Source organism: Lentzea sp. NPDC020367 (assembly GCF_044387305.1).
In the GTDB taxonomy this organism is placed as follows: domain Bacteria; phylum Actinomycetota; class Actinomycetes; order Mycobacteriales; family Pseudonocardiaceae; genus Lentzea.
On the sequence record NZ_JBIRVV010000002.1, the window covers coordinates 596,560 to 618,994 of the forward strand.

Annotated in this window: 20 protein-coding genes; 5 read left to right on the forward strand and 15 right to left on the reverse strand. The window is 68.4% G+C overall.

The window, feature by feature from the left end; all coding sequences use genetic code 11:
* Nucleotides 1-40 precede the first annotated feature (40 nt).
* Together ACH413_RS09960 and ACH413_RS09965 are read left to right on the forward strand one after the other, a co-directional pair.
* Complete coding sequence (locus ACH413_RS09960; protein WP_360030441.1) at nt 41-904, forward strand: hypothetical protein; 864 nt, start codon at nt 41-43, stop codon at nt 902-904.
* Entirely contained in the window at nt 883-2,211 is a 1,329-nt protein-coding gene (locus ACH413_RS09965) for an O-antigen ligase family protein (protein ID WP_360030443.1), read from the forward strand. Before ACH413_RS09960 ends, ACH413_RS09965 begins: the two co-directional genes overlap by 22 nt.
* Here the strand turns inward: ACH413_RS09965 and ACH413_RS09970 are convergent.
* The 3 genes from ACH413_RS09970 to ACH413_RS09980 form a co-directional block, all read right to left on the reverse strand.
* A complete protein-coding gene (locus tag ACH413_RS09970) occupies nt 2,195-2,371 on the reverse strand; it encodes a DUF397 domain-containing protein (RefSeq protein ID WP_360030445.1) in 177 nt (58 codons plus the stop codon). The two genes, ACH413_RS09965 and ACH413_RS09970, sit on opposite strands and share 17 nt — an antisense overlap.
* A complete protein-coding gene (locus ACH413_RS09975; protein ID WP_360030447.1) occupies nt 2,346-3,200 on the reverse strand; it encodes a helix-turn-helix transcriptional regulator in 855 nt (284 codons plus the stop codon). The genes ACH413_RS09970 and ACH413_RS09975 overlap by 26 nt, the downstream gene beginning before the upstream one ends.
* 65 nt (nt 3,201-3,265) lie before the next feature.
* Nucleotides 3,266-4,210, reverse strand: a complete 945-nt coding sequence (locus ACH413_RS09980) for an NADP-dependent oxidoreductase (RefSeq protein WP_360030449.1) — start codon at nt 4,208-4,210, stop codon at nt 3,266-3,268.
* Nucleotides 4,211-4,338: 128 nt separating this feature from the next.
* Between ACH413_RS09980 and ACH413_RS09985 the strand changes: the two genes are divergently transcribed.
* Both ACH413_RS09985 and ACH413_RS09990 read left to right on the forward strand, forming a co-directional pair.
* Nucleotides 4,339-5,187 (forward strand): helix-turn-helix transcriptional regulator, encoded by an 849-nt coding sequence (locus ACH413_RS09985; protein WP_360030451.1) that lies wholly within the window; start codon nt 4,339-4,341, stop codon nt 5,185-5,187.
* A 12-nt stretch (nt 5,188-5,199) separates the two neighbouring features.
* Nucleotides 5,200-5,946, forward strand: a complete 747-nt coding sequence (locus ACH413_RS09990) for a maleylpyruvate isomerase family mycothiol-dependent enzyme (RefSeq protein ID WP_360030453.1) — start codon at nt 5,200-5,202, stop codon at nt 5,944-5,946.
* A gap of 4 nt (nt 5,947-5,950) precedes the next feature.
* On the opposite strand, the gene ACH413_RS09995 is transcribed toward ACH413_RS09990, so the two are convergent.
* The 10 genes from ACH413_RS09995 to ACH413_RS10040 all read right to left on the reverse strand — a co-directional run bounded on the left by ACH413_RS09995 (nt 5,951) and on the right by ACH413_RS10040 (nt 19,720).
* A complete protein-coding gene (locus ACH413_RS09995) occupies nt 5,951-6,838 on the reverse strand; it encodes a hypothetical protein (protein ID WP_360030455.1) in 888 nt (295 codons plus the stop codon).
* A gap of 90 nt (nt 6,839-6,928) precedes the next feature.
* Nucleotides 6,929-7,489: an acyltransferase gene (locus ACH413_RS10000; RefSeq protein ID WP_319973335.1), complete on the reverse strand. Its 561-nt coding sequence runs from the start codon at nt 7,487-7,489 to the stop codon at nt 6,929-6,931.
* Nucleotides 7,486-8,568 carry a DegT/DnrJ/EryC1/StrS family aminotransferase gene (locus ACH413_RS10005; RefSeq protein WP_360030457.1) on the reverse strand — a complete coding sequence of 361 codons (1,083 nt, stop codon included), beginning with the start codon at nt 8,566-8,568 and terminating at the stop codon, nt 7,486-7,488. The genes ACH413_RS10000 and ACH413_RS10005 overlap by 4 nt, the downstream gene beginning before the upstream one ends.
* Nucleotides 8,565-9,212, reverse strand: coding sequence for a NeuD/PglB/VioB family sugar acetyltransferase (locus tag ACH413_RS10010; RefSeq protein WP_330277520.1), 648 nt, complete (start codon nt 9,210-9,212; stop codon nt 8,565-8,567). The genes ACH413_RS10005 and ACH413_RS10010 overlap by 4 nt, the downstream gene beginning before the upstream one ends.
* A gap of 7 nt (nt 9,213-9,219) precedes the next feature.
* Nucleotides 9,220-13,929, reverse strand: a complete 4,710-nt coding sequence (locus ACH413_RS10015; protein ID WP_360030459.1) for a DUF4082 domain-containing protein — start codon at nt 13,927-13,929, stop codon at nt 9,220-9,222.
* A gap of 220 nt (nt 13,930-14,149) precedes the next feature.
* Complete coding sequence (locus tag ACH413_RS10020) at nt 14,150-15,274, reverse strand: DegT/DnrJ/EryC1/StrS family aminotransferase (RefSeq protein WP_360030461.1); 1,125 nt, start codon at nt 15,272-15,274, stop codon at nt 14,150-14,152.
* A 309-nt stretch (nt 15,275-15,583) separates the two neighbouring features.
* Nucleotides 15,584-16,582, reverse strand: coding sequence for an NAD-dependent epimerase/dehydratase family protein (locus tag ACH413_RS10025; RefSeq protein ID WP_360030463.1), 999 nt, complete (start codon nt 16,580-16,582; stop codon nt 15,584-15,586).
* A complete protein-coding gene (locus tag ACH413_RS10030) occupies nt 16,583-17,605 on the reverse strand; it encodes a Gfo/Idh/MocA family oxidoreductase (protein WP_360030465.1) in 1,023 nt (340 codons plus the stop codon).
* Between the two features lie 14 nt (nt 17,606-17,619).
* The gene (locus ACH413_RS10035; RefSeq protein WP_360030467.1) at nt 17,620-19,128 is read right to left on the reverse strand and encodes a sugar transferase; all 1,509 of its coding nucleotides are present in this window, start codon (nt 19,126-19,128) and stop codon (nt 17,620-17,622) included.
* 376 nt (nt 19,129-19,504) lie between these two features.
* Nucleotides 19,505-19,720: an RNA-binding S4 domain-containing protein gene (locus ACH413_RS10040; RefSeq protein WP_360030469.1), complete on the reverse strand. Its 216-nt coding sequence runs from the start codon at nt 19,718-19,720 to the stop codon at nt 19,505-19,507.
* 189 nt (nt 19,721-19,909) lie between these two features.
* Between ACH413_RS10040 and ACH413_RS10045 the strand changes: the two genes are divergently transcribed.
* Nucleotides 19,910-20,494, forward strand: coding sequence for a DUF2306 domain-containing protein (locus ACH413_RS10045; RefSeq protein ID WP_360030471.1), 585 nt, complete (start codon nt 19,910-19,912; stop codon nt 20,492-20,494).
* 279 nt (nt 20,495-20,773) lie between these two features.
* Here ACH413_RS10045 and ACH413_RS10050 read toward each other — a convergent pair whose 3' ends face one another.
* Nucleotides 20,774-21,190, reverse strand: coding sequence for an SLATT domain-containing protein (locus ACH413_RS10050; RefSeq protein WP_360030473.1), 417 nt, complete (start codon nt 21,188-21,190; stop codon nt 20,774-20,776).
* Nucleotides 21,187-22,389 (reverse strand): DUF4231 domain-containing protein, encoded by a 1,203-nt coding sequence (locus tag ACH413_RS10055; RefSeq protein WP_360030474.1) that lies wholly within the window; start codon nt 22,387-22,389, stop codon nt 21,187-21,189. Before ACH413_RS10055 ends, ACH413_RS10050 begins: the two co-directional genes overlap by 4 nt.
* Nucleotides 22,390-22,435 lie beyond the last annotated feature (46 nt).

Genomic DNA, 22,435 nt, shown 5'->3' on the forward strand with positions numbered 1-22,435 from the left:
CATTGCGTTCGCAATACCGAGCCGCGGATCGGGGATTTTGATGGACTTCTGGGGAACCGTACGAGTGCTGCGGCGGCGGTGGTACATCGCCCTCCCCGCAGTGCTGCTCACGGGCATCCTCGCGCTGTACGTCTACATCTCCGTGCCCACCCGCTACGAGTCGAGCGGCGTGCTGGTCCTCACCTCCCCCGCGGCAGGTGGCCGGTACACGGCGAACACCAAGCCCGAGGACGTCGTCAGGGTCAACCCGCTGCTGCAGTTCGACGGCAGCCTCACGACCACCGCGCAGATCCTCACCCAGGTCCTCGGCGATCCGAAGACGGCGGAGGAACTGGCGGGCAAGGGCTCGACGTCCGTCTACACCGCGAACACCGGCCCGGTCGGCGGCCCGCTGCTGTTCATCACGACCGAGTCGGACTCGGCCGAGTCGGCGGAAGGCCTCGTCGGCAAGGTGCTCGAGAAGACCGTCGCCGAGCTCGCGGCGCAGCAGAAGGCGTTGAACGCGCCCGAACAGACGTTCATCACCGCGCAGATCCTCGTGAAGCCGACGACGGCGTCGGCCAAGATCGGCGGCAAGGTCCGGTACGTCGGCGCGGCCACCGTCGTGTTGCTGCTGCTGACGCTCGCCTCGACGTTCGCCGCCGACTCGATCATGCTGAAGGCCAAGCGCCGCAAGGACAAAGAGGCCAAGGACGGCAAGGACGCGAAGGACCCGGCACCGTCCGAAAAGGAGACGACGCCGCAGCCCGTTCCGCCGGTCCGGCCGAATCCGCATCCGCAGAGCAACGGCAACGGAGCCCCGCCGCAGCGGCCAATGCCCCAGGGCGTGCCGAACGCGCACCAGAAGACCGTCATCATCGCCGCACCCAAGCCAGACCCCGCATGGCCGACGAAAGACGACTGACCGCCCAGCGAGCCGACGGCGCCACTCTGCTCATCTTCTACATGGTGGCGCTGCTCGTCGTCCCCGCCCGGTTCACCATCGCGTTCGTCCCGATCACGCTGCCGCCGGCGTTGTTCGTGGCGATGTGCCTGGCCGTCGTGTGGTTCGCCGCGCACCTCGTCGACCACCTCGGCATGGCCAAGGGCCGCAACGCCGTCCGCACGATCCTCGCGATCTACGTGATGCTGCACCTGATGACGTACGCCCTCGCGACGCGGCGCTACCTGCCGATCGACGAGCTGTCGGTGTCGGACTCGGCGCTGATCCGGGTCGTGTCGATGGCGGCGCTCGCGGTGTTCGTGTGCGACGCGGTCCGCAGCGGTGAACGCCTGAGCCGCGCGCTGCGGGTGATGGTGGCCTGCCTGACGGTCAGCGCGTTCGTCGGCCTGTTCCAGTTCGGCCTGGGCCTCGACCTCGCCTCGTACATCACGCTGCCGGGCCTGCGCGTGCAGGACAACGGCTACTCGGCGCTGGAGTCCCGGTCGATCTTCTTCCGCCCGGCCGGCACCGTGAACCACCCGATCGAGTTCGGTCTGGTCTGCGTGCTGGGCGTGCCGTTCGCGGCGCACTTCGTGTTCCGGGCCAAGGACAAGGGCGAACCCGTCGGCCGCTGGTGGATGGCGCTGTCGCTGCTGGCGCTGATGGCGATCCTGTCGCTGTCCCGCACGGCGATCATCGGCCTCGTCGTGACGGGCATCGTGATGGCGATCCTGCTCCCCCGCGAACGAGGGCTGCCGCTTCTGGGCGTCGGCGCGGTGTTCCTCGGCGGCGCCTCCGTCGTCGTGCCGGGCCTGTTCGGCACGGTCACCTCGATGTTCTCCAACATCGAGGACGACCCGTCGTTCCAGGGCCGCACCAAGGACTACGACGGCGCGTGGCTGGAGATCGCCAAACACCCGTTCCTGGGCCGAGGATTCGGCACGTTCCTGCCCTCGAAGTACACGATCCTCGACAACCAGTACCTGCTGACGATGATCGAGAACGGCTACCTGGGCCTGATCGCGTTCGTGCTGCTGTTCCTCGGCGGCATCTTCGCGGCGCTGCGGGCCCGCGCGCTGTCCCGCGACGAGGGCGTGCGCGGCATCGCCATGTGCCTGGTGGCCGCGATGCTGACGTCCGCGCTGGGCGCCGCCACGTTCGACGAACTCGCGTTCAGCGTCGCCACCGGCATGACGTTCATGCTGATCGGCGTGTCCGGGGCGTTGCTGCGCATAGCCAGACAGGAGGCCGCCGAACGCAAGGCGGCCGAGGTCAGCCCAGCCAGCTGAGCAGGCTCTGCCAGGCAGGGGCGGAGAACGCGAGGACGTCGCCGCTCGCGTTCTTCGAGTCCCGCACCAACGCGTCCTGGGTCAGCGAGACCTCGACGCAGTTGCTGTCGGTCGTGTTGCCGCTGTAGCTGCTCTTACGCCAAGTCTGTTCCGTGGCCATGAAGATCCTCTCGAAGACCGCTGACGTACGCCGCCAGCATGCTCCGAGATTCTTCCGCATTCAGGGCTACCGCATCCAACCGCTCGAACAGCTTCCTGCTCTCCGTGATGGCGGCGGCATCCTGCGCGAACACGTTGGCCAGGTCGGTCTCCGTGTATGCAAGAGGCGATGCCTTGCCGAACTCGAACAGGCTGAGCGGCTTCTTGAGCGCGAAGCTGACAGCGTTCGCCGGCACGATCCGGACGAAATCCGCGTTGAAGAGCAGGCGCAGGTACTGGTCTTCCATCGTCCGCGCATCGCCGACCTGCAACCGTAGCGCCAGTTCGTGCACGTAGAACACGCACTCGGGGCGGTAAGGCCGCCGCCAGATGCACTGCCGCTCCATCCGCTTCTCGACGCCTTTCTCGATGGCTTCGAGCGTTTCGAGGCCTGCATCCATGAACAAGGCGCGCGCGTAGGTCTCCGTCTGCAACAGTCCGGGGATCAACAAGATCTCGTAGGCGAAGATCTTCGTCGCCATGTTCTCGACCATGGTGAGCGTGCGCAGGTTGTTGCTCGGGGCCTGGGCGAAGTACAGATCGAAAGCGTGCCGGTACCGATCGGTGAAGTCCTGCAGAAATTCGATGCCCTTCCCGCACGTCGCCAGGTACTGGGCCAGGTCGACCTCGGTGGGGCGGGCCTTGCCGGTCTCGATGTTCGACACCTTGCTCGGGTCCCAGCCGAGCTGGACGGCCATGGATCGGCCTCCGAAACTGGTGTTGTCCTCGCGCAACCTGCGGAGTTCGTCGCCCAGATCCCGGCTGTACGCGGTGGAAAGGAATGCAGTCATGCCCTTGGACCGTAACTGTTGAAGTAACTCCAAAGAACGGCTCGTTCGGGTGAAAACGGACAGCTCTAAACGGCGATGACGTGCTTGCCCAGCACGCCTCCGCGTTCGAAGGCCTCGTGCGCGGCCGCGATGTCGGTCAGCGGGTACACGCCGTGCACCACCGGGCGGAGCGCGCCGGACGTGACGTGGTCGGCGAGGTCGTCCAGCACGGCGTAACCGGGGTTGGCGCTGAACGTGCGGATGCGGCGGGAGCCGTGGACGCTCGACATCGCGATCGCGGCCAGGGCGGGGCCGGAGAGCGCGATGGTGACCATGCGGCCGCCCTTGGCGAGCCTGCGGCGATAGCGCGGCAACTCGGAGCCCACGGTGTCGACGATGACGTCGAACGGACCGATCTGATCCGGGGTGGTGGTGCTGTGGTCCAGGACCACGTCGGCCCCCAGGCCGCGGAGTGCGTCGGCGTGCCGGTCGCGGGCCAGTGCGGTGACGTGGCCGCCCATCGCGTGGGCCAGTTGCACGGCCGCGGTGCCCACGCCACCGGCCGCGCCCCGGACCAGTACCCGCTCGCCCTCGGCCAGTTCCACGCTGTCGCGCAACGCGATCAGCGCCGTGCTGCCCGCGACGACCAGGGACGCCGCCTCGACCGCCGACACACCCGCCGGGGCGGGACTGACGCGGTCGGCGGCGACCACGACGTACTCGGCCGCTCCCGCGACGGTGTGTCGTTGGCGGGGATGCACCATGCCCCACACACGGTCCTCGGCGCGGTAGCTCTCGACGCCGGAGCCGGTCGTGACGACGACGCCGGTGAAGTCGAGGCCGACACCGATCGGGAAAGCGCGGCCCGACACCATCTTCAGCCCGCCCGACCGCACGATCGCGTCGTGTCCGTTCACGCTGGCGGCCTCGACCCGCACCAGGATCTCGCCGGCGCCGGGAGAGGGCCGGTCGACCTCGACGACCCGCAGGACGTCCGGTGCTCCGAAGCTCGTGATCTGTGCGGCCTTCATGTCGAGTTCCTCCTGTGATCGGCTGATGTCACCGATCCTGGGCTCCCCTCGCGTGATCTCGGTCGTTCGCCTTGTCCTGGGTCTGGCGGACCCACCCTCGCCGGTCGGACCGTGGGCATACTGGGCCGATGACCGACGATCCCCGCCGTGAGCTGGCCGAGTTCCTGCGGACCCGGCGAACCAGGGTGCGGCCGCAGGACGTCGGGCTGGAGCCGGGTCCGCGGCGGCGCGTCGCGGGGCTGCGCCGGGAGGAACTGGCCCTGCTGGCCGGGGTGAGCCCGGACTACTACCAGCGCATGGAGCAGGGCCGTGACGTGCGGCCGTCCGACCAGGTGCTCGACGCGATCGCCGGGGCGCTGAACTTCTCCGCGGAGGAGTCCCGGCACCTGCACAGCCTCGCGGCCGCCGCGCGCACCCCCGCCAGGGCTCGCCGGTACCCGCCGGAGGAGGTGCCGCCGACCACCCTGCGGCTGATGAACGCCACGACCTCGCCCGCGCTGGTCGTGGGGCGCTTCCTCGACGTGCTGGCCTGGAACCCGCTGGCCGGCGCCCTGCTCGGAGCGTTCGCCGAGGCGCCTCAACGGAACCTGCTCGCCCTGCTGCTGCACCCGGACTCAGACCAGGCGTGCCCGGACCGCGCGGCCACGGTCGCCGAACTGACCGGGATGCTGCGGGCCCAGGTCTCCGCCGAGCCGGGACACCCGCGCGCGACGGAGCTGGTGGCGGACCTGGAGGCGCGCAGCGGCGAGTTCGCGGCGCTGTGGTCCCGTCACGACGTCGAGGGCACGACCCGCGGCCGCATGCGCGTCGACCACCCGCTGGTCGGCGAGCTGAACCTGGACTGGGACGCCTACCCGATCCCCGGCGCGCCGGGCCCCGTGCTCATCGTCTACACCGCCGAGCCGGGCAGCCGGGACGACGACCGCCTCCGCCTGCTCGCCGCGGAAAATGAGTGTGCGCCCACCCCGGCACGGTGATAGACAGCGCCCGTGCACAACAACCTGGCGTTCCCCGACCTTCTGCGACTGATCGAGGAGCGGACCGCCGCCTTCACCACCGCCATCGCCGCCGCCCCCGATCTGGACGCACCGGTGCCGTCGTGCCCCGGCTGGACGCTGTACGACCTGGTCCAGCACCTGGGCGACGGCCGCCGCAAGTGGGCGGAGATCGTCGCCGCCGGCCCGTCCGACGCTCCCCCGGTCCGCACGCCCGTCGAGGCACCGCGCGAGGACCTCGTGGCGTGGATGACCGAGTCGTCGCGGCTGCTGGTCGACGCGCTGAAGGAGTCCGGCCCCGACCGCGAGTGCTGGGCGTGGTGGAGCGACTTCCAGTCGCCGCGCAACACCGGTACCGCGGCCCGCCACCAGCTCCAGGAGATCGCGGTCCACACCTACGACGCCCAGCTCACCATCGGTGCCCCGCAGCCGTTGCCGACCGAGGTCGCGCTCGACGGCGTGGAGGAGTTCCAGACGACCTGCGTCGCGACGAGGTCCCGGTGGCCGCACGAGCCCGTGCTCGTCGACTACCACGCCTCCGAGGGCCGTTCCTGGCGCGTGACGCTCGACGGCGACGGCGCCCGGCTCGGTGACGTCCCTGGCACGGCCGACGCGTCGTTCAGCGGCACGGCGAGCGACCTGGTGTTGTCCTTCTACGGCCGCAAGACCGCGGACGCGCTGAAGGGCGAGGGCGACTACCTGCGCACCTTCGACCGCCTCGTGGCCTGGGAGCCCGAATAAGCACTCAGGCGGTTCCGTGCTCCAGTCCCACGGTGAAGAGCATGTCCTCGAAGTCGCCGGAGTAGTAGGTGACCATGCCCGCGCCGTTGTGGTGCCCGACGGTTTCGAGGCCGCCCACGGGCCAGGGACGCCACCAGTACACGCGTGAGCTGAGCTGGTAGGCGCTGTTCGCGTGGCACTCGGCGGTGAGCCGCCCGACCTCGTCCAGCGCCGCCAGCACGCCCGCGGTGTCCTGGTCCCGGATGACGGAGAAGACGAACTGGTCGCGGGCGGGCATCGCGACCAGTGCGCCGTGCGGCGCGTCGGCCACCCCGGTCACGGCCTCGATCACCCACGGGATGATCAGCACCAGGGAGCCGACGTAGTCCGAGCCCTGCAGGTAGTAGACGCCGTCGGCCTCGAGGAACCGGTCCGGCAGTTCCCTCGCCAGGTTCTCGGCGCCGGCGTCGCAGAGCTGGTCGTACCCGTGCCGGAGCACGTCCTCGTCCTTCATGACCACGATGGAGTCGGGCCGGTCGAAGGCGAGCACCCTGAGCAGGCCGGGCGTGATCTCCTCCGCGTAGGACGCGACCTCCGAAACGCCGCTGTCCGAGGTGGCCAGGCGCAGGTAGGTGCTCTGGAGCACGACGTCGGCCGGCCCTTCGAGGTCGGCACCGTCCGCCGTGCCGAGAGCGATGGCCCGCCGGAAGTGCTCGTCGACCAGGTCCGGCCAGTCGCCGGACGGAGTGCCCGCCAGTGCCGCTGACAGCGACTCGAAGCCGAGTTCGAGCGGCTCCGGATGGCTGATCTCGACGTGGTCGGTGTGGACGACGATCCGCATGCCGATGAACGCCGGGCTGCGACGGGCCAGGTGCCGCATCCGGTCCTGTTGCGCGGTGGTGAGCAAATGCACCGCCGGGACGCTACAAGGCCCGCGGCGGCACGTCCGGGTTTTGCGCGAAAGGCCGCCGAAGCACTTGCTCCGGCGGCCTCGAACGCTTGCTCAGACGGCTTTCAGGCCGTCCGGGGTCTCCTCGTGCCGGATGCCGCACTCGGGACACGAGAGATCGTCTGAGAGCCGCACGCCGCACGCGCAGACCCAGCCCTTCACGACCGCCGGGTTGCCCGCCACGAAAGCGTGCGCGGGCACCGACTTCGTGATGACCGCACCGGCCGCGGCGAACGCGTGCTCGCCGATCTCGGTGCCGCACACGACGATCGCACCGGCGCCGAGCGTCGCGCCCCGGCGCACCAGGGTGGTCTCCAGCGCGTCGCCGGTCTTCTTGACGTGGGCGCGCGGGCGGAGGTCGTTGGTGAAGAGCACGTTCGGGCCGAGGAACACGTCGTCCTCGCACGTGACGCCGTCGAAGACCAACGTGCCGTTCTTGACCGTCACGTTGTTGCCCAGCACCGCGCGTGACTCGACGAACGCGCCGTCGCAGATGTTGCAGTCACGGCCGATGCGCGCGCCCGGCAGCACGTGCGCGAACGCCCACACGCGCGTGCCGTCGCCCACGTCCTCGGACTCGCACAAACCCTTGGGGTGCACACGAACGCCGGTCATCGCAGCGCCTCCTTCAGTGCCTCGGCCACGCGGGTCTGCTGGGCCTCGGTGATCTCCGGGAACAGCGGCAGCGACAGCAGTTCCGCGGCGGAGGTCTCCGCGATCGGGAACGAGCCGTCCAGGTGCGCGAACGCGCCCGTCTTGTGCAGCGGCGTCGGGTAGTGGATGCCGGCGCCGATTCCCGCGGCGTGCAGAGCGGACAGCACGCGGTCGCGGTCCGGCACGCGGACGACGTAGAGGTGCCAGACGGGCAGGTTGCCGTCGAGCACGACCGGCACGCGCACCCGTTCGACGTCGGCGAGCAGTTCGGTGTAGCGCTGGGCGGCGGCGCGGCGGGCCTGGTTCCAGCCCTCCAGGCGGCGCAGCTTCGCGGACAGCACGACGGCCTGCAGCGTGTCGAGGCGGCTGTTGAAGCCGAGCACCGGGTGCTCGTACTTGCGCGGCGAACCGTGCTCGCGCAACAGCTTCACCGACTCGGCGATCGCGTCGGACGTCGTCAGCACCGCGCCGCCGTCGCCGTACGCGCCGAGGTTCTTGCCGGGGTAGAACGAGGTCGCGGCGGCGACACCGAGGCCACCGACCGCGACGCCGTTGCGGCGCGCGCCCTGGGCCTGCGCGGCGTCCTCGACGACCGGAAGTCCGAGCGGCAGCAGTTCGACCGGCGCGGCCTGGCCGTAGAGGTGAACGGGCACAACGGCCTTGGTGCGCGAAGTGACCACAGAGGACACCTGGTCGACGTCGATCAGCAGCGTGTCGTCCACGCAGTCCACGAGCACGGGCGTCGCACCGGCCCGGGCGACGGCCTCGGCGGTGGCGATGAAGGTGTTGGCGGGCAGCACGACCTCGTCGCCGTGACCGACGCCCAGCGCGCGCAACGCCAGTTCGATGGCGTCGGTGCCGTTGCCGACACCGATGGCGTGCGCGACTTCCTGGTAGGCGGCGAACTCCGACTCGAACCGGGCGACCTGGGGGCCGTTGATGAAGGCCGTCGTCTTGAGCACCTCGGCCCAGCCGTCGGCCACCTCGTCGGCCACCTGCTCGTGCTGGGCACGCAGGTCCACCAGTGGAATCTCGATCACGCGCTCTCCCCACGCAACGGGCGGGCCGGCACACCGGCCCACGTCTCTCCTGCGGGAACGTCCCGCAGGACAACGGCTCCCATGCCGATGACGGCACCGGCGCCGATCTTCACGCCCTCGCGCACCAGGGCTCCCTGTCCCAGGTACGCGGCCTCCCCGACGTGCACAGAACCCGCGAGCGACGCGCGGCCGGCGAACGTGACGCCGTCCGAGACCTCGTCGTCGTGGGTGATCAGCACCTGGGGCATGGCCACCACGTGCCGGCCGATCGACAGCGGGGTCGTGATGACGACACCCGCGAGCAGAATCGTTCCGGCGCCCACAGAAGCACCGGAGGTGACAGCCGCCGGGTGCACGATGGTCGCCCACCGCTCGTCCGGCAGATCGAGCCTCCTGGCCACGTCCAGCCGGACCAGCGACCGCCGCGCACTCGCGATGCAGAGCACGACGGCCGCGTCCGGATGATCGGCCAGGGTGTCGAGCCCGCCCAGCACGGGCACCCCGTCCATCAGGGTGCCGTGCAGGGCGGTGGAGTCGTCGAGAGCCCCGATCGGGTCCCACGTCTCCGGGAGGAGGCGGACCGCCGCGAGAGTCTCGCGAGTCAGTCCACCTGCCCCGAGGAACAGCAGTGGCCGAGCAGTCACAGGCGCATCACTGGAACATCACGTCCACCCAGTAGTTGCCACCGTTGTAGGTCGAGGTCGGGAACCCGGACCCGGCGGTGAACACACCGGCGGACGGCGTGGCACCCAGCGGCGGCGACGTCACCGTGCCGAAGTAGCCCTCGTTCACCGCGTAGCGACCGACGGTGGTCGTGTACGAGGCGGTGTACGTGGTGTTGGCGGTGATCGACACCGGCGACGAGAACGTCAGCGTCTGCCAGCCCGACTCGGTCTCGTTCGAGAACGTGCCGGTGGCCAGGCGCTGGCCGTCCGCGGACCAGAGCGACCCGGTGTGGGTGCCCGTGTTGCCCGTGCCCTTGTAGAACTTCACGCCGGTGATCTGCCCGTTCGTGCTCGACGTGAACTTGACGCCCAGCTCGTACGCGCCGTTGTCATCAGCCGAAGTTACCGTCGGAACGGTCGCCGCGCTGAACAACGAACACGGGCAGGTCTGCGTCGTCGTCGTGGTGAACGACCACGTGACCGGGTTGGCCATCATGTTGCCGAACGTGTCCGCGGCCTTCACGGTCACCGAGTACACAGTGGACGCCGCGAACCTGGCGGCAGGCGTGAACGTGATCATCCTGCTGTCCGGCGAGAGCGCCCGCGTGCCGGCGATCTTCGCGCCACCGGGGTCGGTGACGTCGAACTGCGCCGAGTTGAGATCCACGGGCTCGTCGAACGACACGGTGACCGTCGAGTTCAGGGCCACGTCACTCGCGCCGGTCAGCGGCGTGTGCGACTGCGGCACCGGAGCGACGTTGTCGGCGTTGGGCTGGTACAGCACGTCGACCCAGTAGTTGCCGGAACCGTAGGTCATGGTCGGGAACCCGTTGCCGGGCACGAACACGCCGTTGGTCTCCTGCGGTGCCGACAGCGGACCGGAGTTGACCGGACCCGTGCCGAAGTACCCGGCGTTCACCGCGTAGTGCCCGGTGGTCGTCGTGTACGAGGCGGTGTAGGTCTGGCCGGAGCTCACGACCACCGGCTGCGAGAACGTCAGCGTCTGCCAGCCCGTCGCGGTCTCACCCGTGAAGGTGCCCGTCGCGAGGCGCTGACCGTTGGCGTTCCAGAGGCTGCCGGTGTGCGTGCCGGTGTTGCCGGTCCCCTTGTAGAAGCGGACGCCGGTGATCTGCCCCGACTGGGTCGGGGTGAGCCGGACACCGAGCTCGTACGCGCCGGAGTCGTCGGCCGACGTCTCCGTCGGCACCGTCGCCGTGCTGAACAGCGAACACGGACAGGTCGCGGTGGTCGTGGTCGTGAAGGTCCACTCCGCGGCCGCCGGCATCGCGATGCCGTTGACGTCCGCGATGCCCACGTGCGCCTTGTACTGCGTGCCGGACACGAGCTTGCCGGACGGCGTCCAGGTGACCGTCTTCTGGTCGCCGGACAGCGACACCGAGCCGGACAGCTTGGCGCCCTTCGGGTCCGTCAGCCAGATCTGCGCCGACGCGGGGTCGACCGCCTCGCTGAACGTCGCCGTCAACGCGCTCTGCAGGCCCACGTTCGTCGCGTTCACGGCCGGTGTGCGGGTCGTGATCGTCGGCGGCGTGGTGTCACCGTTGAGACCGTTGCGGTAGATGACGTCGACCCAGTAGTTCGTGGCGTTGTACGACGAGTTCGGGAACCCGCCACCACTTCCGTACTTGTAGACGCCGTTGCCGCCGTCGGTGCCGTTCTGCAACGCGTGCAGCGACTGGTAGCTCGCCTCCTGGCCGTTGAAGTAGCCGGAGCTGACCGAGTACCGGCCGTTCGGGGCGTAGTACGAGACGACGTAGGTCGTGTTCGCCTGCACCTGGACCGGCGAGTTGAACATCAGCTTCTGCCAGCCGGACGTGGTCTCCGCGGTGAACGTGCCAGTCGCGAGCAGCAGACCCGTGGAGGTCCACAGCGAGCCGGTGTGCGTGCCCGTGTTGCCGGTGCCCTTGTAGAAGCGGACGCCGAGCACCTCGCCCTTGCCGTCGAAGCGGACCTTGGTGCCGACCTCGACCTGGCTGGTGTCACCGGCATCGATCACGGCCGGTGCCGCGAAGTCGTCCCAGATCGTGCACGGGCAGGCAGCCGGGCGCGGCGAGCCTGTCGTGAACGTCCAGTTCGACTGCGTGGACAGGTTTCCCGCCGCGTCCGCCGCCCTCATCGTGACGGTGTAGGCGGTTGCCGCCGCCAGTGGAGCGGACGGCGTGAACGTGATCGTGCGGGCGTCGTTCGAGATCGTCTTGGTGCCCGTGACCGCACCCGCCGGGCCGGTCACCGTGACCTGCGCCGAGTTGAGGGTCACGTTCTCGTCGAACGTGCCGGACACCGTGGTGTTGAGCGCGACCGAACCGGCGTTGGTCACCGGCGAGTTCGCGTTCTGGATCGGCGCGCGGGTGTCGGGACCGGGGTCCGTCGCCCACACCACGTCGACCCAGTAGTTCGTGTTGTCGAACGTCTGGTTCGGGAAGCCGGCGCCGAAGCGGAAGATCCCGTTCGGTCCGTCCACACCGGACTGCAGGCCGGTGATCGGCTGCATGTACGCCTGTTGCTGGTAGAACCCGCCGGTGTCGTAGGCGAAGTGCCCCGTCGGCGTGTAGTACGACACGATGTAGGTCGTGTTCGCGTTCACCGCGATCGGCGACGGGAAGAGCAGCGTCTGCCAGCCCGTGGCGCTCTCGTTGACGAACGTGCCGGTGGCGAGCAGGTCACCGGTGGAGGACCACAGGCTGCCGGTGTGCGTGCCGGTGTTGCCGGTGCCCTTGTAGAACTTCACGCCCCGGACGTAGCCGTTGCTCGCGGCCTTCCACTTCACGCCGAGCTCCAGCTGCGAGCTGTCGTCGGCGGACGTGACCTTCGGGACCTCCGTGCCGGCGAACATGCCGCACGGGCAGGTCTTGGCGGTGACGTTCGGCGTCGCGCTCACCGGTGCGGAGAGGTTCAGCGAGTCGTCGACCGCGCGGACCCTGATCTGCGCCGTACCGGACTGGTTCGGCGTGTAGGTGTAACTCCACGACGTCTGGCCGGCTTGCCAGGTCGCGTAGTGCCAGCGGTTGCCGCCGTCGGTCGAGACCTCGACGCCCGCGACCTTGCCCGCGGCGTCGATCACGGTGCCGCTGAAGGTGTAGGCCTGGCCGACCGTGGACTGCGCGGGCAGCGTCGTGATCTGCACGCCGGGTGCCGCGTTGTCGTTGATGGCACCGGAGATCGTCAGCTGGTCCGCGCCCCACAGCTGGTAGGGCTGCACGCCCATGTCCGCGAGGAAGTTGACCGTCGCCTGCTTGATCCGCTTGTCCGACGTCGGCGTGTTGGTCGGGAACGCGTGTTCGTCATCGACGCCCCACGCCCACTGCACCGTGCCGGCACCGAACACCAGCGCACCGGAAGGCGCGCGGTAGTAAGTGATCGCGTGCGTCTCGGGACCGCCTCCGTACTCGTCGCCGTAGTTCTTCAGGCCGTAGTAGCCCTCGAGGTTCACCGTCGTGCGGGACATCTGCGCGACACCGGCGGGCTGGAAGCCGTTGTCGTAGACGGTGTTCCACTCGTAGCCCAGCGTGCCGGGCTGGAACGTGTACGTCGTGCCCGCGGCGAGGTTCACCAGGTCGGTGTTGCGCCAGAGCCGCATCTTGCCGTACGCGGCCGGGACCTGCAGCGCGTCGTCACGCCGGCCGTTGACGGTGAACATGTTGCCGAGCAACGCGTTCTCGGGTCTGCCGCCATCCTGGGGTGGACTGTAGCGAGGGTCTCGCCAGGTGCCGGTCCAGGTGTTCGTGCCGTCGTTCTGGGTGCCCTTCGTCTCCTTGAAGCAGACGATGGTGCGCCAGTCGGTCTGGGAGGAGTCCATGCTCTTCTCCCACTTGGTCTTCCAGAAGATCTCGTTGCCGGTCAGGAACGCCATGTGCACGCCCGCGTCACGGGCGGCCATCACGTTGTTCCACTGCTCGTTCGACCAGTACTCGTCGTGGCCGACCGCCATGAAGACCTTGTGGTTCTTGATCAGGTTGCCGCGGCGCGCGGAGTCGACGTCGGTCGTGTAGCTCATGTCGTACCCGTTGCGCTCCATGAATCTGAGCATCGGGTACTCGGCGTTGAAGATGAAGTTCTCGTCGCCGTCGCCGCCGGTGTACGGGCGGTTGTAGCTGACCTTGTACGAGCTGCCGCCCTGACCGGGGCCGTCACCGAAGTAGAGGCTGTTGCCGCCGTAGCGGTTGTAGGCGACCCAGGTGGCGTCGGAGGTCTGGAAGAACACCTTCGAGGTGGAGGCGTCGTCGCGGACGACGAACGCCATCTCGTTCTCGGCACCGGTGTCGTTGCGCGTCATGCGCACGTAGTAGATGCCGGAGACCGCGGTGGAGGGGATGTTCCAGGTGACCGACACGGCCCAGTTGCCGCAGTCGATGAGCGCGGTCGGCGCGTCCCGCAGACATGGTGGCTGGTTCTGCGGGGTGTTGCGGTTGACCGTGCCCATGTACCGGGCGCCCTTGCCGCCGTACCAGCCCATCCGGTAGATGTCGAGCTTGTACGAGGAGGCCGACGTCAGCATCTTGAAGCTGACGGTCTGGCCGATGTTGTAGCTGATGTCCGTTGTGTACCCGAGGATCGTGTCGTCCCGGTACTGCGCCTGCCAGTCATCAGCACCGGTCTGCGTGTTCTCGCACGCGACCTTGTTGGTGACCGGGAAGTCACACGGAGCAGCGTTGGCGTTGGGGGCGTTGAAGACCCCCATCACGAACATCGTCGATGCGATTAATGCCGTGATCACAAGCACCCGCACGAGACGCGACTGCTGAGCCACCATTGGGTTTCACCTCTCGGACGGAGTTACCGTGTGTGATCCGCGCACTACGCTGGACAGCACAGGGCTGCTACTCCGAACGTCGGCGATCTCGTTAGAACTGTTACGTGTCAACACAAAAATGTTCCGCTGCTGGCTCAATCTTTATTTTTCAACCACGTACGGTCAGCTGGAATGTGTGGAGAGTTTCCGACAACGCTGACACGACCGTGTCCTGTTCGGACTCCGTCATGTCGTGGAAGAGCGGAAGGATCAGCGTCCTGGCCGTGAAGGCCTCCGTCACCGGCAACGCGACGCCGGGATGACCCTCGTAGGCGGGTTCGAGGTGTGACGCCATGATTCCGCGCCGTGCACTCACGCCGCGTTCGGCAAGGCCCGCAAGGACTTCCTGACGGTCCGCGCCTTCCGGCAGCCAGACCCAGAACGACTGGTAGTTCGTCGTTCCGTACTCAGGGTCACGAACGGTCTCGACGACGCCGTCGAGCAGCTGGTGGTAGCGGGCGGCCAGCTCACGGCGACGGGCGATGATCGCGTCCAGTTTGGACAGCTGCACCAGGCCGACCGCGGCCTGGATGTCGGTCATCCGGTAGTTGAACGCCGTCTCCAGGTACTGCTCGATGACGGCGCTTCCGCCGTTGTGGCGGTCGGCCGCGGAGACGCTCATCCCGTGCTCGCGCAGACGCTTGAGCCGGACGGCCCACTCGGGGTCGTCGGTGGTGACCATGCCGCCCTCACCGGTGGTGAGGAGCTTGCGCGGGTGGAACGACCAGGCGGCCAGCAGCGCGTCCGTGCCGACCGGCTTGCCCTTGTAGGTGGAACCCGCCGCGCAGGCCGCGTCCTCGATGACCGCGATGCCGCGCGGTTCGCACAACGCCTTGAGGGCGTCGACGTCCGCAGGCACGCCGGCCTGGTGCACGACCATGACCGCGCGTGTTCGTTCGGTGAGCACGGGTTCCACTGTGGACGCGCTCAGGTTGCCGGTCTCCACCTCGACGTCGGCGAAGACGGGGGTGGCGCCGGTGTAGCGCACGGCGTTGGCGGTGGCGATGAACGACAGCGACGGCACGACTACCTCGTCGCCGGGGCCGATGCCCAGCACGTGCACGGCGAGGTGCAGACCCGTTGTGCAGGAGGACACCGCGACACCGTGCTGCGCGCCGACCGAGGCGGCGAACGCTTCTTCGAACTCCCGGACGCGAGGACCCTGGGCCACCCAGCCGGACCGGACGGCCTCGGCGGCGGCGAGCGCCTCTTCTTCGCCGAGCAACGGCCGCATAACCGGAATCAAAGCTCTACCTCTTCGCTGGCGGAGTTGGTGTCCGCGGCCGTCGCTCTGCTCGACGGCGGGTGGAGCAGAGCGACGACCGCGGAAGGGGTGCGGACGCGGCGGACCTGGGGGTGTCGGCCGCGCCCGCGGTCTGTGTTGTTGTGGTGCGGGCTCGTCCGCGGCGCTTTCCTGCTCGGGCACCGGCGAACGTTCGTGCGGAGTGCGGGCGCGGCGGGCCTGACCGGCTGCCGTGTTCGCGGTCTTGCGGGTGCGGGCGCGGCATCCAGGAGAGGCCGCCGCGCCCGCGGTCCGAGTGGATCAGGCGTTCTCGGCCGCGTTCTGCTCGGCGGCGGCCTTCTCGGCACGCCACCACGCGACGAGGTCGCGCAGACCGCCGTCCATCCCGATCTCGGGCTTCCACCCGAGTTCGGTGGCCGCGAGGCTGATGTCGGCGAGCCGGCGCGTCACGCCGTTCACCTTGCGCTCGGGGCCGTGCTCCAGCGGCAGGTCGGAGTCCATCGCGGCAAGCAACGCGAGGGCGAGCTCCTTGAGCGATGTCTCCTGGGAGGACGCGATGTTGTACACCGTGTCCGTGACCGGCGCCTTGGCCGCGAGGATGTTGGCGCGTGCGATGTCGTGCACGTGCACGAAGTCCATCGTCTGGGCGCCGTCACCGAAGATGAGCGGCGACTTGCCGTCGACGATGCGCTCCATCCAGCGGATGAGCACCTCGGTGTACAGACCGTGGACGTCCATCCGCGGGCCGTACACGTTGAAGTAGCGCAGCGCCACGTAGTCGAGGTCGTACATGGCCTTGAAGCTGCGCAGCATGCCTTCGTTGAACGCCTTCGCGGCGCCGTAGAAGGTGTCGTTGTTGTACGGGTGGTGCCGTTCGTTGGTGGGGAACGACTCCGCGAGCCCGTAGATCGACGCCGACGACGACGCGATGACCTTCTTCACCCCGGCGGCCGCGGCGGCCTCCAGGATCGTGAACGTCCCGTCGACCAGGCACTCCAGCGCGAGCCGCGGTTCCTCGGCGCACTGGGTGATGCGGATGGCGGCGAGGTGGAAGACGAGGTCCATGCCCTCGGTCAGCTCGCGCACCAGCGCCTTGTCGTTGATGTCGCCCTCGACGACGCGGACGACACCGGACTCCAGCGCGGCAGCCAGGTTCTCGCGGCGGCCGCGCACGAAGTTGTCCAGCACGACGATCTCGGCCGCACCGGCCTCGACGAGCTGGTCCACCACCGAGGATCCGATCGTGCCCGCACCACCGGTGACGAGAGCGCGCTGCCCCGAAATGGGCTGTGCGGACATTCAGGACACCTTGCCTTCAACTTGTTGAACAGGAACGAAAACTCCGCCGGTGCGCAGCGACTCCGACGCCGCCTCCAGCACCGCCAGCACGCGCAGACCCGCGCGGCCGTCGGTCAGGGGCGCCCGCTTCTCGGTGATGGACGCGGCGAACTCCGCCATCATCGTGCGCAACGCCTCGCGTTCCACCAACGCCGGCGCGACCATGTCGCCGGTGCGGTAGGAGATCTTCTGCTGCTCCGGGGACTTGTCGACGCCCCGGTCGTAAATGGACAGTCGCTGTGCGGGATTGTTGTCGTCCCACACGACCGTGCGCTGCGAACCGCCGATGACCATCGTGCGAATCTTCGTCGGCGACAGCCAGTTCACGTGCACGTGCGTGATTGCCCCGTTGGACAGCCGCACCGTGAGGTGGCCGACGCACGCGACGCCCGCGCCGATCGGGTCGGAGCCGTGGGCCGCGACCTCCACCGGGTGGACGTCGTCGGGCAGGATCGCCTCGAAGATCGACAGGTCGTGCGGCGCGAGGTCCCACAGCACGTCGACGTCCGGCTGCACCAGACCGAGGTTGATGCGCACCGAGTCGATGTACTGGATGTCACCGAGCTCGCCACCGCGGATGATCTTGCGCAGGTGCTGCACCGACGAGGTGTACGCGAAGGTGTGGTCCAGCATCAGCGTGAGGCCGCGCTGTTCGGCGGTCTCCACGAGCTTGAGGCCGTCCTCGAAGTTGGCCGCGAGCGGCTTCTCCACGAGGACGTGCTTGCCGGCCTCCAGCGCCGCCAGTGCGACGGGCAGGTGGGTGGCGGCGGGGGTGGCGATGGCGACCGCGTGGACATCGGGGTCGGCGAGGACCTCGTCCAGCGACGCCGTGGCGCGCACGGTCGAGTACTGGCCCAGCACGCGCTGGGCCTTCTCAACGTCGAGGTCGCACAGGTAACGCAGGTGGAGCTCGGGAGTGGCCTGGGCGTTGCGAACGAGGTTCGGCCCCCAGTACCCGGCTCCGATGACAGCAAGGCCAATCACGTCTTGGTTCCCCATCAGTAGGCCCCCTGGCCGCCGAAGACGGCGCGGAAGGTCTTCCACATGATCACGAGGTCGAGGGCGAGCGACCAGTCCTCGACGTAGCGCAGGTCGAGCCGGATCGACTCCTCCCACGAGAGATCGCTCCGTCCGCTCACCTGCCACAGGCCGGTCAGTCCGGGCTTCACCAACAGGCGGCGCCGCACGTCCGAGGAGTACTTCGCGGTCTCCTCCGGCAGCGGCGGGCGCGGGCCGACGAGCGACATGCTGCCCGCGAGGACGTTGAACAGCTGCGGAAGCTCGTCGATCGAGTACCGGCGCAGGAACGTGCCGACCTTGGTGATGCGCGGGTCCTTCTTCATCTTGAACAGCACGCCGTTGCCTTCGTCGACACTGGCGAGCCTGGCGCGCAACGCGTCGGCGTTGGTCACCATCGTGCGGAACTTGATGATCGTGAACGGCACGCCGGTCTTGCCGACCCGCTTCTGGCGGTAGAAGACGGGACCACGGCTGTCGATCATCACGAACGCGGCGACGGCGAACATGAGCGGTGCCAGCAGGACGAGGATGAGGAACGCTCCGACGCGATCCACGACTTCCTTGACCAGACGGCGGAATCCGCTCAGTGCCGGTTCGCTCACGCGCAGCAGCGGCATGCCGAGCACGGCGCTCATGTGCAGTCGCGGGCCGGCGACCTCCATGAGACCGGGCGACACGACCATTTCGGCACCGGAGCCCTCGAGTGCCCACGCGAGCTGCTGGAGACGGCGAGGTGTCCAGTAGGCGTCGGGCGTGACGGCGACGATGCGGTACCCACCGCGACGGACGTGCTCGGCGAGCTCGCGCAGCTGGCCGACGACGGGAACGCCGTCGACGTCGGTGCCGGAGCGGCCGCGGCCGTCGATCGTGCAGATCGCGTCCACGCGCCAGCCGAGGTGGGCGACGCGCTTGGTGCGGAGGATGAGGTCCTCGACGGTGTCGAGGTTGCCGGCGGCGAGGACCGAGAGCAGGAAACGTCCTTCACTGCGGCCGCGGTGCAGCGGGCGGCGCAGGAGGTAACGCATGGGAAACGCGACCAGGGCGATCGCGGGAACCACGACGAAGATCCACAGGCGGGCGCCGGGGATGTCGACGGCGAGCGCTCCGAGTCCGAGCGCCACGACGGCACCGAACAAACCCCGGCCGAGTCTTCGGAACTCCTCAGCTCCTTGACCCAGAACGGTCGGCGTCCACACGCGGTTGATCGCGAGCGAACCGACGACGAGGACTACTGTGAGTATGTCCAGCAGTGCAAGGGAAAGCGGGCCGAAAGCGGCGTGTCTGATGCTCATGACGGCACCGACGGCGACGACGACCAGGGCAACGGTCACCACGTCGGCGGTGATCACGGCATAGCGGTAGCGGCTTTCCCAGCGGGCAACGGGTGGGTGCGTCTGTCTGTGTTCTGACAGAGGATTGAGCGTGGAGCGCACCCCGTCGACGTCACGGGCAGCGACGTCACGGGCAGCGCGGACCTGCTCACTCATCGTTCTGATCTCCCCGGCTCAGCGGCGATTCGGACGTACACGAACGCAGGTCACCCCGAGGACCTTGGAATCTGGCGGACTTCGCGATCTTCGGCCACGCCGCAAACTGGATCGGCAGCCGAAGCTCGCAACCGGTGATTCGTATGTTCTGGCATCCGCGTTACAGACCCTGGAAAAAAGTTTCCCGGAGTCCGAATACCGGACGTGACGCGCGTCTCACCACGTTGAAAACCGTGGCGACGTAACACGTTTCCAGATGTCCACAAGGGACATAAAGAGCACGTATGGCGCGAGGTAATGGCCCAGAACAGGTCTTCAGGCCCTAGTCTGATCGTCTGCGAATGTGCATGCACTTACCGCTGAACGGAGTAATGGGCTACGGCCGAACAGAAATGCGCACTTCGTCACTCTCGACGACCACCACGTCACCGTGCCGCAACTGTGCGCCACGCCTCAGCTCCACAGCGCCGTTGACGTGGACTTCCCCGTCCTCGATGAGCTCCTTGGCGTGTCCGCCGTCCTGAGCCAGCTGCGCCAGCTTGAGGAACTGTCCTAGCCTGATCGGCTCTTCGGAGATCTCGACCGTCCGCATGAGTCCCATCATCCCAGTAGGGCGTTCCCCACTGCTCGCTCGGGGGCTCACACCAGCGCGTTCGAGTGAACGCGTTGACAGGCTTGAAGTATGAAAACTTCTTGGGGGTACGCCGCCTGGTTGGCGGTGTCGGGATTCGTCTGCGTCGCGATAACGATCTTCGCCGCGAGCGCGTACGTGACTTTGGACATGGATCAAGCGAGACCGCCGTTGCACGGACCGGTCCACTACGGGCTCCTGGTGGCCCACATCTTCACCGGAACGGTCGCGGTCCTGGCGGGTGTCTCTCAGTTCTGGCCGCGGCTGCGCGGCCGGCACCCGAGGGTTCACCGGGTCATGGGGCGCGTCTACTTCGCGGCGGTCCTGCCGTCGTCGTTGCTCGGCGTCGTGTGCGCCCAGCTGTCGCTCGCGGGGCTGGCCTCGTCCGCGCCGCTGACGGTGCTGTCGGTGCTCTGGTTCGTGACGGCGCTCTACGGCCTGAAGACGGCACGGCGGCGCCAGTTCGGCGAGCACCGCATCTGGATGATCCGCGGTTTCGCACTCACTGGCGCCGCCGTGACGGGTCGCCTTTGGGGGCTTGCTCTCGGCGCTGTGATGCCCGACGGGGACGGGCTGCTCATCTTCGCCACCGCGAACTGGCTGTCGTTCGTGGTGAACCTGCTGGTGGCCGAGTGGTGGATCCAGTCGCGGGGTTACACCCGGACCTTGCCCTCCGTGGCGCTCAAGCCGAGCATTTCCAGCAGGTCAGCGCAGTCGAGCGCGTCCGTGGCGTGACAGGCCACGGTGCGTGCCGCCTTGCTGTTCTGAATCGTGCTGTGCTCCTTCTCCAGAGCCTTGGCCTCGGCGAAGGTGCCGGTTTCGGGCTCGGCGATCGCGGGACGCGCCCAAGTCATCTCGTGCCTGCTTCCGCATCGGGGGATGTGGTCATCATGGCAACTGGGTGACGGAAACACCAGAACCGGTGCTTACCGTAATCGATCACCCACGCTGCGTGTTAACCGTGGGAGCGCTTTCTTCGAACCAGCCCCTGATCATTTCTGCCAGGATTCGACATTACCTGCCGTACCTGAGCACCGATTCCACTTCGGTCACAAATGCGACCAGCCGTTCGTCGTCCACATCGTCCGGCGTGGGGCCGTCCACCGCGAGTCGTTGCAGCGCAACGGAAGTGGTGGCGCTCTCCCGCGCCAGGCGGCGGAACCCGAACGTCGCCTCGTACAGCGACAGCGCGGTGCCCAGCGCGGCGAGAACCGTTGCCACGAAACCCCACATGGCCCTGCGCGGCCCGTCCGCCATGCCCACGGCCGCGGCGGCCGCGGCGGCGATGAAGAACGCGGCCGCGAGCGCGACCGTCCACGTGCGAGCGCGGGAGTAGCGCTTGCGGGCGCGTTCGAAGTGGTCGAGGCGGTCCTGGAAGCGGTGGCGCAGATAGGCTTCCACGAACTGGGCCTGGCGCTGCTTGTCGCTCATGTCCGTACCACCTCGTGCTTGCGGTTGCTGACCGCGGCTTCCAGATCCGCCACCTTGTCCAGGCGCTCTTCCTCCGTGGCCGGGGCGACGGAGGCGAGGTGCGCGAAGTACAGCGCCCGCAGGCGTTCCGCGCGCGACCGGGCGGTGAGGTACTTGTCGAGCGACTCCCGCTTGCGCGCCACGATCGTGATGGCCGCTGCGAACGCGCCACCCGCCACGACGAGCACTCCCGGCCACGGCGTGTCCTTGAGCCAGGTCTGCAGCCCGGCGAACACCGTCGTGGTGAGGCCGCCCGCGATCGCGAGCACGGCCGTGAGCCGGTAGCGGTTCTGCTCGACCTCGGCCTCGGCGTCGAGCTCCTGGAACGCCGGCGCGACGACCTGGTTCGCGTCGTGGATGGCGTCGGCGAGCGTCGGATAGGCCACGACGAAGCCGGGGTCGACGAGCGGGCGCGGTTCCGGCGCCCGGTACCGGACCTTGGGCAGGATCCGCGGCGGCTTGACGGGCTTCTCCTTGCCCAGCAGCCGTTCCAGCGCGGTGACGGCCTTACCGGCACCCTCGTCCACGTGGATGATGAAGATCTTGCCGCTGCGCACGAGCACCGCGAGGTCGCCGGTGAGGTCGCCCGTCGCGATGCGGTCCGCGAGGCCACCGGTGCCGGCGAGCACCAGCAACGGGTTGTCCCCGCTGAGGTGGTCGATCACCTCCCGCTCGTTCTCGCCTCCGACGACGAGAGCGACCACGGGCTTCTTGTTGCGCACCGCGTCGATCGTGCGGAACAGCACCGGTGTCGAGTCCGTCCACTCCGAACCGGGCACGATGACGGCGATGCTGTGGTTGGGTTCCAGCGCGACCTGACCGTTGGTGGAGCTCTCGGTGAGGTCGTGCACCTTGCTGCTGGGCGCGACACCGATCACGACGGGCCAGCGTTGCTCGCACGCCTGCAAAGCCATGCCCAGCAAGTGGACAACGCCTCTGTCGGTGCCTTCGGTGACGAACACGGCGCCGTTGCGCGCCGCCGTCACGACCACGGATCTGAGCACCGGCAACAACTTCGCGGCGAGATCCGTCTCAATGTCCTGGGTAGAGCCGAAGACCGAGATCACCGTGCGGCCTCGGGGAAGTCCGAGGGCCTTCGGTTTGATGTCGGCGTCCGGCTGGGACAGCCGTTTGACTGTCGGGCCGCCTGCTGTGGGCATGCCGCGCACCATAACGCCGTGATCGACCGTCGGCCAGGGCCGTTCA

Bases quoted from the DNA above. Each gene is read 5' to 3' on its own strand.
- ACH413_RS09970 (WP_360030445.1), bottom strand. From the start codon at position 2,371: ATGGCCACGGAACAGACTTGGCGTAAGAGCAGCTACAGCGGCAACACG.
- ACH413_RS09975 (WP_360030447.1), bottom strand. From the start codon at position 3,200: ATGACTGCATTCCTTTCCACCGCGTACAGCCGGGATCTGGGCGACGAA.
- ACH413_RS10015 (WP_360030459.1), bottom strand. From the start codon at position 13,929: ATGGGGGTCTTCAACGCCCCCAACGCCAACGCTGCTCCGTGTGACTTC.
- ACH413_RS10020 (WP_360030461.1), bottom strand. From the start codon at position 15,274: ATGCGGCCGTTGCTCGGCGAAGAAGAGGCGCTCGCCGCCGCCGAGGCC.
- ACH413_RS09965 (WP_360030443.1), top strand. From the start codon at position 883: ATGGCCGACGAAAGACGACTGACCGCCCAGCGAGCCGACGGCGCCACT.
- ACH413_RS10045 (WP_360030471.1), top strand. From the start codon at position 19,910: ATGGATCAAGCGAGACCGCCGTTGCACGGACCGGTCCACTACGGGCTC.
- ACH413_RS10050 (WP_360030473.1), bottom strand. From the start codon at position 21,190: ATGAGCGACAAGCAGCGCCAGGCCCAGTTCGTGGAAGCCTATCTGCGC.
- ACH413_RS09960 (WP_360030441.1), top strand. From the start codon at position 41: ATGGACTTCTGGGGAACCGTACGAGTGCTGCGGCGGCGGTGGTACATC.
- ACH413_RS10055 (WP_360030474.1), bottom strand. From the start codon at position 22,389: ATGCCCACAGCAGGCGGCCCGACAGTCAAACGGCTGTCCCAGCCGGAC.
- ACH413_RS10000 (WP_319973335.1), bottom strand. From the start codon at position 7,489: ATGACCGGCGTTCGTGTGCACCCCAAGGGTTTGTGCGAGTCCGAGGAC.
- ACH413_RS10025 (WP_360030463.1), bottom strand. From the start codon at position 16,582: ATGTCCGCACAGCCCATTTCGGGGCAGCGCGCTCTCGTCACCGGTGGT.
- ACH413_RS10035 (WP_360030467.1), bottom strand. From the start codon at position 19,128: ATGAGTGAGCAGGTCCGCGCTGCCCGTGACGTCGCTGCCCGTGACGTC.
- ACH413_RS09980 (WP_360030449.1), bottom strand. From the start codon at position 4,210: ATGAAGGCCGCACAGATCACGAGCTTCGGAGCACCGGACGTCCTGCGG.
- ACH413_RS09985 (WP_360030451.1), top strand. From the start codon at position 4,339: ATGACCGACGATCCCCGCCGTGAGCTGGCCGAGTTCCTGCGGACCCGG.
- ACH413_RS10040 (WP_360030469.1), bottom strand. From the start codon at position 19,720: ATGCGGACGGTCGAGATCTCCGAAGAGCCGATCAGGCTAGGACAGTTC.